The 12412-nt window shown below is 64.8% G+C and carries 9 protein-coding genes and 1 pseudogene; 5 read left to right on the top strand and 5 right to left on the bottom strand.

Annotated features, from left to right (window positions below):
* Positions 1-8: 8 nt before the first annotated feature.
* Positions 9-1031, bottom strand: coding sequence for a Zn-ribbon domain-containing OB-fold protein (locus G6N08_RS08025; protein WP_163755902.1), 1023 nt, complete (start codon positions 1029-1031; stop codon positions 9-11).
* A 58-nt stretch (positions 1032-1089) separates the two neighbouring features.
* Between G6N08_RS08025 and G6N08_RS08030 the strand changes: the two genes are divergently transcribed.
* Complete coding sequence (locus G6N08_RS08030; RefSeq protein ID WP_163755904.1) at positions 1090-2121, top strand: LLM class F420-dependent oxidoreductase; 1032 nt, start codon at positions 1090-1092, stop codon at positions 2119-2121.
* A gap of 113 nt (positions 2122-2234) precedes the next feature.
* Here the strand turns inward: G6N08_RS08030 and G6N08_RS08035 are convergent, their stop codons facing one another.
* Positions 2235-2954 carry an acetoacetate decarboxylase family protein gene (locus G6N08_RS08035; protein WP_163755905.1) on the bottom strand — a complete coding sequence of 240 codons (720 nt, stop codon included), beginning with the start codon at positions 2952-2954 and terminating at the stop codon, positions 2235-2237.
* A gap of 37 nt (positions 2955-2991) precedes the next feature.
* Here G6N08_RS08035 and G6N08_RS08040 point away from each other — a divergent pair, with 37 nt between their 5' ends.
* Positions 2992-4185 (top strand): cytochrome P450, encoded by a 1194-nt coding sequence (locus G6N08_RS08040; protein ID WP_371869006.1) that lies wholly within the window; start codon positions 2992-2994, stop codon positions 4183-4185.
* An 85-nt stretch (positions 4186-4270) separates the two neighbouring features.
* Here the strand turns inward: G6N08_RS08040 and G6N08_RS08045 are convergent, their stop codons facing one another.
* Complete coding sequence (locus G6N08_RS08045) at positions 4271-5071, bottom strand: crotonase/enoyl-CoA hydratase family protein (protein WP_163755909.1); 801 nt, start codon at positions 5069-5071, stop codon at positions 4271-4273.
* Between the two features lie 68 nt (positions 5072-5139).
* On the opposite strand from G6N08_RS08045, the gene G6N08_RS08050 reads away from it, so the two are divergent.
* The 3 genes and pseudogenes from G6N08_RS08050 (at position 5140) to G6N08_RS08060 (ending at position 9411) form a co-directional block, all read left to right on the top strand.
* Positions 5140-6786 (top strand): acyl-CoA synthetase, encoded by a 1647-nt coding sequence (locus G6N08_RS08050; RefSeq protein ID WP_163755911.1) that lies wholly within the window; start codon positions 5140-5142, stop codon positions 6784-6786.
* 236 nt (positions 6787-7022) lie between these two features.
* Positions 7023-7870, top strand: a pseudogene (locus G6N08_RS08055) (amidohydrolase family protein).
* A complete protein-coding gene (locus tag G6N08_RS08060) occupies positions 7867-9411 on the top strand; it encodes an acetolactate synthase large subunit (RefSeq protein WP_163755913.1) in 1545 nt (514 codons plus the stop codon). Before G6N08_RS08055 ends, G6N08_RS08060 begins: the two are co-directional and overlap by 4 nt.
* Here G6N08_RS08060 and G6N08_RS08065 read toward each other — a convergent pair.
* Together G6N08_RS08065 and fadD17 are read right to left on the bottom strand one after the other, a co-directional pair.
* Positions 9397-10866 carry a flavin-containing monooxygenase gene (locus tag G6N08_RS08065; RefSeq protein WP_163755915.1) on the bottom strand — a complete coding sequence of 490 codons (1470 nt, stop codon included), beginning with the start codon at positions 10864-10866 and terminating at the stop codon, positions 9397-9399. The two genes, G6N08_RS08060 and G6N08_RS08065, sit on opposite strands and share 15 nt — an antisense overlap.
* A 32-nt stretch (positions 10867-10898) precedes the next feature.
* The gene (gene fadD17 / locus G6N08_RS08070) at positions 10899-12407 is read right to left on the bottom strand and encodes a long-chain-fatty-acid--CoA ligase FadD17 (protein ID WP_163755917.1); all 1509 of its coding nucleotides are present in this window, start codon (positions 12405-12407) and stop codon (positions 10899-10901) included.
* Positions 12408-12412: the final 5 nt, after the last annotated feature.

Consider the following 12412-nt stretch of genomic DNA (forward strand, 5'->3'; position numbering starts at 1 on the left):
CACAGCCTTTACAAGTGGTGTTTGTAGGTGTCGTAATCGGCGTCCGGTTCTCCGGTCGGCCGGAAATACTCGATGTTGTCGATGCCTAAGCCCCATTCCTCACGCGGTTTCCACACCGCCTCGACGCGCATGCCCATCCGGACCTCGTGCGCATCCACCTCGGCAACGAGGTGCAACAACGGAATGTCAGCGCCGTCGAGCAGCACATAGGCGGCCACATAGGGGGGCTTGATGCGCTGGCCCATGAACGGGATATTGATAATCGCGAACGTCGTCACCGTGCCTTTGTCCGGCAGTTCGACGAACTCGGTCATCGGCAGACCGGTCGCAGGATCAGCTTCGCGCGGCGGGAAGTACACCTTGCCCGGTTCTCCGCCATCGCCACCCGTGCGGGCACCCAGCAGCTTGCCTTGCTGCAACGCGCGCAGATACACACTTTCCGGATGCGAAGCACTGTGCTGAATCTCCATGTCGATCGGGGTGACGACGATGGTGACCGGATCACGGGCCTCGTGCTGGGCAGTGTCCGCCTCAGATGTCGCCTCAGATGTTTCTGCCTCACCGAGAGCGAAATAGGCGATGTCGGTGATGGCGCCGACCGGCTTGTCGGCCCAGTGCACGTGCACCCGGGTACCGGTGCGGATAGCTTTGGGATCACCGACATCCACGGCGTGCACCAGCGGAGTGTCGGCGCCGTCGAGTTTGATTAGCGCCCAGGCGAACGGGCGGTCCAGTGGCTGGCCGGCGACCGGCTGAGGTTGCCACGTCCAGGACACCACAGTCCCGGTTGTCGACACCGGTACCATCTCGTCCAGCGGTTCGTAGGTGACCGGGTCATATTCGGCCGGTGGCACATGCACCCGACCATCGGATCCGCGCACGCCCAGGATGTGGCGGTCACGGAGTGCCGTGAAAAACTTGCTCAACGTGGGGCCGACTGAACGTTCGTAGTCGAACGACAACCTCAGCGGCGCGGAAAGAGGTGGTTCCGGATGGTCGATCAGGGTCAAGCGGCTTGAACGAGCTGTCACGGCTTCGAGTAGAACAGGTTCTAACAACGGTGGCAAGAATCGGTCGAAAGGTAGTCTAATGAAGCTCGGCCTTCAGCTTGGATACTGGGGGGCTCAGCCGCCGCAGAACGCCGGGGAATTGGTGGCTGCCGCCGAGGAGGCGGGTTTCGACGCGGTGTTCACCGCCGAGGCCTGGGGATCGGATGCTTACACTCCGCTGGCCTGGTGGGGGGCGTCGACCCGCCGGGTGCGACTGGGCACCTCGGTGGTCCAGCTGTCTGCGCGGAGCCCGACGGCGTGCGCGATGGCCGCCCTGACGCTCGATCACCTGTGCGGTGGCCGGCACATTCTCGGGCTGGGAGTGTCCGGCCCCCAGGTGGTAGAGGGCTGGTATGGCCAGCCGTTTCCCAAGCCGCTGGCCCGCACCCGTGAATACATCAATATCATCCGCCAGGTGTGGGCCCGCGAGAAACCGGTGACCAGCGACGGCCCGCACTACCCGCTGCCGCTCACCGGTGAGGGGACAACGGGTCTGGGCAAGGCGCTCAAGCCCATCACCCACCCGCTGCGCGCCGACATCCCGATCATGCTGGGCGCCGAAGGCCCTAAGAACGTCGCGCTGGCGGCCGAGATTTGCGACGGCTGGCTCCCCATTTTCTATGCGCCGCGGCTGGCGGGTATGTACAACGAATGGCTCGACGAGGGCTTCGCGCGGCCAAATGCGCGCCGTACCCGGGCGGACTTCGAGATCTGTGCGACCGCGCAGGTAGTGATCACCGACGACCGGGCGGCGGCCTTCGCGGGCATCAAGCCCTATCTGGCCCTCTACATGGGCGGTATGGGATCCGAGGACACCAACTTCCACGCCGACGTGTACCGGCGCATGGGTTATGCCGAGGTGGTCGAGGACGTGACCAGGCTCTTCCGCAGTAACCGCAAGGATGAAGCCGCCAAGGTGATCCCCGACGAACTCGTCGACGATGCCGTGATCGTCGGCGACCTCGACTACGTGCGTAAGCAGATCAGCGTGTGGGAAGCTGCCGGGGTCACCATGATGGTGGTGTCAGCGCGCAGCCCCGAGCAGGTCCGCGAGCTGGCCGGCGTGCTGTGAACCCAACCTTGCCACCTGATTAGAACACGTTCTAGATTGGCCGCGTGACCGAGACGCGATCACGATCGGCCCGGCGTTGGCGTGGGCCGATCGAGCCCCCTAACGGAGAAAGGTCAGATCGGGTGGGCGTCGCCAAACGTCATCTCCACGTTGGCCGCAGATTGGGACATCAACGCGCGCTTCGGCAGCCCCAGAGACGCAAGTTCTTTGGCGTAGGCGTGGTCACCCAGCCACAGGCGCGCACCCCCCAACCGCGCGCGCAGACCCGTTACGCGCATCTGCCAGGGAACCTCGCGGGTGACGCCGTCGCGGTGCGCGTAGGTTGTGAGAACCTGGCTGCGCGACGTCAACCGTCCTGGTATTGGCAGACCGGGGCGGAACTCGATACCAACGATCAGTTGGCCGTCGGCGCTCACCTCGAACGTGAAGTCCTTGCGGTCTCGCACCCGGAAGTCCGCCATGATTTTCGGGAATCCCCAGATCGTGCGGCCGGCTTCCAGGGTGAATGTCTGGTCGACCGGCAGGTGATGGATGAACGCCGCTGCCTTGGCCAGCGCCTTGGGGCCGCGGGCACGCCGGCCGGGCGGGTTCACCATGATGGCGGTGCCGTATTCGTGGTACTGCCCGAGATCGCCGTCGACGTACCGCACCAGCATCTGCATGACCACCGCTCGGCCGGGCAGGTATTCGCACACGGTCAACCCGCTGTAGTCGATGAGGCGCTGGGCCGGTGCCGCGGGCACCGAGAACGCGGCGCTGTGCAGATCGGCGGTACGGATCCGGATCGGCATCGTCAGTACCGTGCCGGCAATGGTGTGCTGCGAGACGGACATGTCGCTCACTGTAATGCGGAGGACTGTGATGACTGAAGTGGTCACCAAACCGGATGTCGACCTGGCCGACGGCACTTTTTACGCCAGTGGGGAGGCCCGGGCAGCGTACCGTTGGATGCGGGCCAACCAGCCGGTGTTTCGGGACCGCAACGGGCTGGCGGCGGCGTCGACCTACCAGGCGGTGATCGACGCTGAGCGCCAGCCAGAGTTGTTCTCCAACGCCGGTGGGATCCGGCCGGACCAGCCCGCGATGCCGATGATGATCGACATGGACGATCCCGCACATCTGCTGCGGCGCAAGCTGGTCAACGCCGGCTTCACCCGCAAACGGGTGCGCGACCGGGAAGAATCGATCGTCACGCTGTGCGACGTGTTGATCGACGCCGTGTGTGAACGCGGCGAATGCGACTTCGTCCGCGACTTGGCCGCACCGCTGCCGATGGCGGTCATCGGAGACATGCTCGGTGTGCGCCCCGACCAGCGGGACATGTTTCTCAAATGGTCTGACGACCTGGTGACGTTTTTGAGTTCGCATGTTTCCCAGGACGATTTCCAGATCACCATGGACGCTTTCGCCGCCTACACGGAATTCACCATGGGCATCATCGCCGCGCGCAAGCAGCAGCCTACCGATGACCTCATCAGTGTGCTGATTCATGCCGAAGTCGACGGCGAGCGGCTGACCGACGACGAGATCGTCATGGAGACACTGCTGATCCTCATCGGCGGCGATGAAACCACCCGGCATACCCTGAGTGGGGGCACGGAGCAGCTGCTGCGCAACGACGACCAGTGGAACTTGCTGCAGCGCAACCCCGATCTGCTGCCGAGTGCTATCGAGGAGATGCTGCGCTGGACGTCGCCGGTAAAAAACATGTGCCGCATTCTGACCGCCGACACCGAATTCCACGGCACCCCGCTGCATAAAGGCGAAAAGATGATGCTGCTCTTCGAGTCGGCAAACTTCGACGAATCCGTGTTCGACGAGCCCGAACGCTTCGATATCACCCGAAACCCCAACAGCCATCTCGCGTTTGGCTTCGGCACCCATTTCTGTCTGGGTAATCAGCTCGCTCGGCTCGAACTGACGTTGATGACCCGTCGGGTGCTGCAGCGGCTGCCCGATTTGCGGTTGGCTTCCCAACAGGTGCTGCCACTGCGGCCAGCGAACTTCGTCAGCGGTCTGGAATCGATGCCGGTGGTGTTTACGCCGACCAAGCCGCTGCACTGAATCACCCAACGTGTGCCGTTGGGCACCGACACGTGCACCGACGTGCCGTCAGGGCGGCAAATCCGCTCGCAGGTCGCCCGGGGCCTCAGCGTCCTGTGAACTGGGGTACGCGTTTCTCGGCGAACGCCTTCGGGCCTTCTTTGGCGTCTTCGGAGAGGAACACCTGAATACCGATCCGGGTGTCGACTGTGAAGGCCTCGTTCTCCGGCAGGCCCTCAGTCTCGCGGATGGACCGTAGTATCGCCTGCACAGCCAGTGGTCCGTTGGCCGAAATCACATCGGCAATCTCCAGCGCCTTAGCCAGTGCCTGCCCATCAGGGACAACATGGCCGATCAGCCCGATCTCCTTGGCCTCGGCGGCGGTAATGTGCCGGCCGGTCAGCAGCAGATCACAGGCATGCGTGTAGGGAATCTGGCGCACCAGCCGCACCGCCGAGCCGCCCATCGGGTACAAACTCCAGCGCGCCTCGGAGATGCCGAATCTGGCGCTCTCACCGGCTATCCGGATGTCGGTGCCCTGCAGGATCTCGGTGCCGCCGGCGATGGCGGGGCCTTCGACCGCGGCGATCAGCGGCTTAGTCAGCCGGCGACCCTTGAGCAGCGCGTCGATGCGTGAGGGGTCGTAGCTGCCGTCTTTGAACGATTCACCCGGCGGGCGGGCGTTTGCCGCCTTCAGGTCCATGCCCGCGCAGAAGTAGCCGCCGGCGCCGGTGAGGATGCAGCAGCGGATGTCAGGGTCGGTGTCGACGCGATCCCACGCCTCGACCATGATTTGCATCATTTCGCCGCTGAGCGCGTTGCGTGCAGCAGGGCGGTTCATCGTCACGATCAGGGTGTGTCCGCGCTGTTCAACCAGGGCGTCTGGTTCTTTCTCCGAGTCGCTCACGAGTGTCTGCCTTCCTGCGAGTGGGCCACAGACTTGTCAGGAAATGTAACACGTTCTAATTTGGGGCCGTGGCCCTCAACATCGCCGACCTCGCCGAGCACGCCATCGACGCTGTGCCTGACCGTGTCGCCCTGATCTGCGGCGACGACCAGCTGACCTACGCGCAGCTGGAGGAGAAGGCCAACCGCTTCGCGCACTATTTGCTCGACCGGGGGGTTAAAAAAGACGACAAAGTCGGGCTGTACTGCCGCAACCGCAACGAGATCGTCATCGCGATGCTGGGCATCGTCAAAGCCGGCGCGATCCTGGTCAACGTCAACTTCCGCTACGTCGAAAGCGAGCTGCGCTACCTGTTCGACAACTCCGACATGGTGGCGCTGGTACACGAGCGCCAATACGCCGAGCGGGTCGCCAACGTGCTGCCGGATACGCCCGAGGTCAAGACGGTGCTGGTCGTGGAGGACGGCAGCGACAAGGACTACCAGCGCTACGGCGGTGTCGAGTTTTACTCTGCGCTTGAGCAGGGATCGCCCGAAAGGGATTTCGGCCCGCGCAGCGCCGACGACATCTATCTGCTCTACACCGGCGGCACCACCGGCTTCCCCAAGGGCGTGATGTGGCGCCATGAGGACATCTATCGGGTGCTGCTCGGCGGAACCGACTTCGCGACAGGCGAATACGTCAAGGACGAGTACGACTTGGCCAAGCAGGCCGCCGCCGGGCCTCCGATGATCCGCTTCCCGATCCCACCTATGATCCACGGCGCGACCCAGTCAGCCACCTGGATGGCGCTGTTCTCCGGCGGAACCATTGTGCTGGCACCGGAATTCGACGCTGAAGAAGTCTGGCGGACCATCCACAAACACAAGGTCAACCTGTTGTTCTTCACCGGTGACGCGATGGCGCGCCCGCTGCTGGACGCGCTCATCGCCGCGCGGGAAGCCGGCGAGGAATACGACCTGTCTTCGTTGTACCTGCTGGCCAGCACCGCCGCACTATTCTCGCCAAGCATCAAGGAGAAACTGCTTGAGCTGCTGCCGAATCGGGTCATAACCGACTCGATCGGCTCGTCGGAAACCGGCTTCGGCGGCACCAGCGTCGTCGCCAAGGGCCAGACGGACGCCCGCGGACCCCGGGTCAGCATCGACAAGTGGACCGTGGTGCTCGACGAGGACGGCAACGAGGTTAAGCCGGGCTCGGGTGTCAGGGGTGTCATCGCCAAGCGCGGCCATGTCCCGGTCGGCTACTACAAGGACCCGGAGAAATCGGCGGCCACCTTCCGGGTGATCAATGGCGTGCGCTACGCCATTCCCGGGGACTACGCCACCGTCGAGGACGACGGCACGGTGACCTTGCTCGGTCGGGGCTCGCAGTCCATCAACACCGGCGGGGAAAAGGTGTATCCCGAGGAGGTGGAAGCTGCGCTCAAGGCCCATCCTGACGTGTTCGACGCCCTCGTGGTCGGGGTTCCCGACGAGCGGTACGGCCAGTGCGTGGCAGCAGTCGTCCAGCCGCGGGCAGGAGCACGCCCCTCGCTGGCGGAACTCGATGCGTTTGTGCGCAGCGAGATCGCCGGATACAAAGTGCCCCGCGCACTGTGGTATGTCGACGAGGTGAAACGTTCCCCCGCCGGTAAGCCCGATTACCGCTGGGCCAAAGAGCAAACCGAAGCCCGGCCCGCCGACGACGTACATGCCAAACACGTGCGGGCCTGATCCGCACCCCGTCGTCATGTGCAGTGCATTGGGGAAGCTCACCGCAGGATAAGCGCCAATGCCCCGCGACCCGGCCGCGTGCCTCACGGCCAGCTCAGAAGACGGCCGATCGTGGTCTCAATATCGCACGGTGAGCTTTCGGGAGCGTCGAGAGTTTCGAGCCCGATGAACACGGCTTGTCCGTTTCGCAAACGCCTTCTTTGAACTCCGTCCGACCCCGCTACAGTCGAGATGAGATGACGATCGATGTGTGGATGCAGCACCCGGCCCCGCGTTTCCTCGCCGGCGATATGCTGGCGTCGTTGCAAGGCTGGACCGGCGATGCGGTACCCCACACCGAAATCCCGATCGAGGCGGCCATCGACTCCATGGATGCCGAGGCAGTGGACATTGGCCTGCTATCCGCGTGGCGCCGGCCCCAACAGTCAAGATCTTGTCGGCAACGACGAGGTTGCAGGCTGGATTCGACTGCACACCAACCGGTTTGCTGGTTTGGCAGAAGTCGATCTGGATCGGCCGATGGAGGCGGTACGTGAGCTGCGGCGACGAGTACGCGACGACGCCTTTGTTGGCCTGCGGGTGGTGCCGTGGCTGTGGAACGCGCCGCCGACGGATCGCCGCTGTTATCCGCTGTTCGCCGAATGTGTCGAGTTGGGCGTCCCGTTCTGCACCCAGGCCGGTCACACCGGCCCGCTGCGGCCCTCGGAGACCGGACGCCCGATTCCCTACATGGACCAGGCCGTCCTGGACTTTCCAGAACTGGTCATCGTGTGCGGGCATGTTGGTTATCCGTGGACCGAGGAGATGGTTGCGGTGGCCCGCAGCACGGGAATATCTACACCGACACCTCGGCCTACACCACCACATGGTTGCCCGAAGAACTCGTCCGGTTCATGAAACCGGTACCGGGCAGCGAAAAGTGTTATTCGCAACCAATTATCCGATGATCGGGCACTCGCACGGCCTGGAAGGTTTCGACCAACTCGGGCTCGCCGACGAAGCTTGCCGCGACCATCTGCACGGCAACGCCGAGCGCGTCTTCAGGCTCGCAACAAGACTCGAGATGCGAAAGGTGCACTCATGAACGGGGCTCACGCGCTGATCAACACCCTGGTCGGCGGCGGAGTTAACGTATGCTTCGCCAACCCGGGAACCTCCGAGATGCATTTCGTGGCGGCGCTTGACGACGTTCCGCGGATGCGCGGCGTGCTGACGTTGTTCGAAGGCGTGGCCACCGGCGCGGCCGACGGTTATGCCCGCATCGCCGGGAAGCCCGCCGCGGTGCTGCTGCACCTCGGGCCGGGACTGGCCAACGGGCTGGCCAACCTGCACAACGCTCGCCGGGCCCGGGTGCCGATGGTGGTGGTCGTCGGCGACCACGCGACCTACCACAAAAAATACGATGCCCCATTGGAATCCGACATCGACGCGCTGGCCGGCAGCGTGTCGGGATGGCTGCGGCGCAGCGCAAGCACCAGTGAGATCGCTGCGGATGCTGCGGAAGCTATCGCTACAAGCCAAGCTGGCCATCATATTTCGACGCTGATTTTGCCCGCGGATGTGTCGTGGTCGGATGGCGCGACGACTGCCACGACGGCGCCGGCGCGCGCGATGCCGACCGTGGACGTGGAGCAGAGCGCCAAGGTGCTGCGCTCGGGCGAGGCTACTGTGCTCCTGGTCGGCGGCGACGCCACTCGTGGCCCTGGGCTGATCGCCGCCGCCCGCATCGCCGCTGCCACCGGTGCCCGCTGGTACTGCGAGACGTTCCCGACAGTGTTGCAGCGTGGCGCTGGTGTCCCCGCCGTGGAGCGGCTCGCCTATTTCGCCGAAGCGGTCGCTGCCCAACTCGCGGGCGCTCAGCACCTCCTTTTGGCCGGGACCAAGTCACCGGTGTCGTTTTTCGCTTACCCGGGGAAGCCCAGCGATCTGGTGCCGGAGGGCTGCGAAGTCCATGTCCTCGCCGAGCCCGTTGGCGCCGCGGATGCGTTGGCTGCCCTGGCCGACGAGATCGCGCCGGGAGTCGAGGCGCCACTGGCCGCCCCGTCGCGTCCCCAGTTGCCAACAGGTGCGCTGAGTGCCGCCTCGGCGGCCGACGTGATCGGTGCACTGCTACCGGAACGGGCGATCGTCGTCGACGAATCCAACACCTCAGGTCTGCTGTTGGCGGAGGCCACCGGTGGTGCGCCCGCGCACGACTGGCTGACCCTGACCGGGGGCGCGATCGGCTACGGCATCCCGGCTGCCATCGGTGCCGCGGTCGCCGCACCCGAGCGGCCGGTACTGTGTCTGGAATCGGACGGCTCTGCCATGTACACCATTTCGGGTCTGTGGACCCAGGCGCGGGAGAACCTCGACGTGACCACCGTCATCTACAACAACGGCGCCTACGACATCCTGAGGCTGGAGCTACAGCGCGTTGGAGCGGAGTCCACGCCGGGACCGAAGGCGCGGGAGCTGCTCGACTTAACCCGTCCCACCATCGATTTCGTCCACCTTGCCGAAGGCATGGGTGTTGCGGCGCGTAGGGTGGCGACTGCCGAAGAATTCGCCGACGCCCTGCAGGCCGGTTTCGCCGAACCTGGGCCGCATCTCATCGAGGCGGTGGTGCCGTCACTGCTGGGCTAGCGGTGCCACTGTGCGCAATTCGTAGTTGTCGAGCTTGGGCCTGGCGAGCATGGCGCGGTGTCTCGCCGGTGTGAACGGCCACACCTCGGGTAAACCGTTCTTGCCGAGATACCAGCTGTCGCACCCGGTGGTCCAGACGGTATCCGGCATCGCGGTCGTCAGGGTCGCGTTGAACGCCTCAGTCGCCGACCGCGTCGGCTCCACCGTGTCGAATTCGTAGCGCTGCCAGCGGCGGATCCAGTTCACGATGTGCCTCGACTGCGATTCGGCGACCGCGGTCAACGGGAAATTACCGACCGGGCTGTGCGGACCGAGCAGCATGAAAAAGTTCGGAAATCCAGGCATCGCAACAGTTTCGAAAGCATGTGGCCCATCGCGCCAGGCGTCCTCCAGCCGGAGCCCGTCGCGGCCGATCACCTGCATTGGCCTCATGTAGGCGTGCGCGTCGAATCCGGTTGCCAGCACAATGACGTCGACTTCGTGCAGCACACCGTCCTTGGTGACGATGCCGCGAGGTTCAACATGGTCGATAGCGGCAGTGACTAGCTCGACGTCCTCTCGCTGCATCGCCCGATAAAAGCCGCTTGACATCACCAGCCGCTTGCACATGGGCGTGTAATCGGGGGTCAAGGCCTTGCGCAGCTGCGGGTCGCGCACGGTGCGAAGATTGGCTCGGCAGAGGGCGGCCACGAATCGTCGCTGCCATCCCGGCTTGGTTAATCCGACCGCGAAAGTCTCGAACGCAGCTTGGTATGCGCGGTAAGCCACCCGGTCCAGCCAGGGAAACGCGCGATGGGTGATTCGCGTCAGCTGCCGGTAGCGCGGATTGGGCAGGGGCAGCACCCACTGCGCGGTGCGCTGGAAAAGGCTGAGCTGAGCCGGGGTTCCCGCAAGTCTGGTGACCAGTTGCACACCGGTTGACCCCGTGCCGACTACTGCTAGACGCCGACCGTGCAGGTCAACGCTGTGGTCCCAGCGCGCGGAGTGAAACACCGGACCGGTGAAATTGTCGAGTCCGCAGATGTCGGGAATCTTCGGGTGGTGCAGTACCCCGGTCGCCGAGATCAGGAAATCGACCCGAGACTCGTCTGCGCCGCGAGCGCACACAACCCATTTTTGGCCGTCGAACCGGGCGCTGGTGACCTCGGTGCCGAACCGGATCCGGTCATAGATGCCCATCCGCTGTGCCACGTCGACGAAGTACTGTTGTATCTCGCCGCCAGGCGAAAACAGCTGACTCCAGTCCGGGTTCGTCGCAAAAGTGAACTGGTAGAAACGCGAGGGCACGTCGCACGTCAGGCCGGGATAGGTGTTCTCCCGCCAGGTGCCGCCGACCTCGTGGGCTTTCTCGTAGAGCGTTACGTCGTCGATACCGGACCGCTGCAGGATGATCGCCGCGCAGATACCGGACATCCCGGCTCCCGCGATCGCGACTTTAGGCTGGCGCTTTACCACTCGACCCGCCTCCCGCCTCCGCGAATGTTGGGCTATCGCCGAATCTGCCACACCGGGTCGGCGCAGTCGAGACCCTGCGCAGACAGCTCGCGTTTGAGCACCTTGAACGTCGCCGTCCGCGGCAGCGCGCTGCTGACCCGCACGTACGACGGCCACTGCTTGGGCCCGAGGTCGGGTTGCTCGGCCAGAAACGCCCGGAATTTCTCGGCATCGAAGTCCGCGCCCGGAGCCAGCACCAGCGCCGCCATCACCTGGTCGCCGACGACCGGGTCGGGGACCGGATACACCGCCACCTCGGTCGCATCCGGGTAGCGTGCCAGCACCCGCTCGATGGGTGCGGTGCCGAGGTTCTCCCCGTCGACCCGCAGCCAATCACCCAGCCGCCCGGCGAAATACACGTAGCCGTGCTCGTCGCGGTAGGCCAGGTCACCGCTGTGGTAGATCCCGCCGGCCATGCGCTGCGCGGTGGCTTCCGGGTCGTTGTAGTAGCCCTCGAACCGTCCCGCTCCGGTGGTGTTGACCAGCTCACCGATCACCCCGGGCGGGCAGGGTGTGCCCGACTCGGGGTCAACGATCGCGATGCCCTCGGGCAGCGGGCCCAGCGCACCCGCGGGCGTGTCGGGGGTGCGGCTGATCGCCACTCCGCCCTCGGTCGACCCGAATCCGTCGATCACCACACATCCGAAGCGGCGGGCGAAGCGTTCGACGTCACCGGGCGCACCCTCGTTCCCGTACACCGCGCGCAGGGGGTTGTCGGCGTCGTCCGGACGCTCCGGGGTGGCCAGCACATACGCTAACGGCTTGCCCACATAGTTGGTGTAGGTGACGCCATACTTTCGGATGTCGGGCAGAAACGCCGAGGCCGAGAACTTACGCCGCAATACCATCGAGCCGCGGCAGGCCAGCGCCACCGACCAGCCGACCAGCACCGCGTTGGAATGAAACAGCGGCATTGACACATAGCAGACATCATCGCGGCCCAGAGCGAATCGCTCGGTCATCGTCACGCCGGCGATCGCGACCTTGCCGTGGCTGCACATCACCGCCTTCGGATCACCGCTGGTGCCCGACGTGAAGATCAGCATGAATAAGTCCTCGGGCCGTGCTGCCGGAAAGCCCACCTGGGCATCGGCATGCGTGGCCACCTCCCGGGTCCACTCAGCGGAGTCGACGTTCACGTGCTCGATGCCGGTCAGCGCCGCAGCCGAATTCGAGTCAGCCAGTACCAGCTGGCAATCGGCGTGGCTGATATCCCGGGCCAGTGCGGCGCCACGCCGCACCGGGTTGAGGCCCACCGGCACAATGCCGGAAAGGCCCGCCGCAACCAACATCGCCGAAAAGAACGGGGTGTTTTCCAGCAGCACCCCCACGTGCGGAGGCCTAGCGGGATCCAGGCGTTCGCGCAGTGTCGCGGCGATCGCCGCACCGTGCCGGAGGTGATCGCGCCAGCTGGTGAACGAGTCTTCGAAATAGACGCCCCGATCGTCGACCTCGACCAACGGGGCCAGCAGGTCGGTGACGGTAGGGAGCGGCTCACCCATAACGA

The sequence above is a fragment of the Mycobacterium botniense genome, assembly GCF_010723305.1.
In the GTDB taxonomy this organism is placed as follows: Bacteria; Actinomycetota; Actinomycetes; order Mycobacteriales; family Mycobacteriaceae; genus Mycobacterium; species Mycobacterium botniense.

Coding starts and splice junctions, on each gene's coding strand:
- G6N08_RS08030 (WP_163755904.1), top strand. CDS start 1,090: ATGAAGCTCGGCCTTCAGCTTGGATACTGGGGGGCTCAGCCGCCGCAG.
- G6N08_RS08060 (WP_163755913.1), top strand. CDS start 7,867: ATGAACGGGGCTCACGCGCTGATCAACACCCTGGTCGGCGGCGGAGTT.
- fadD17 (WP_163755917.1), bottom strand. CDS start 12,407: ATGGGTGAGCCGCTCCCTACCGTCACCGACCTGCTGGCCCCGTTGGTC.
- G6N08_RS08035 (WP_163755905.1), bottom strand. CDS start 2,954: ATGTCCGTCTCGCAGCACACCATTGCCGGCACGGTACTGACGATGCCG.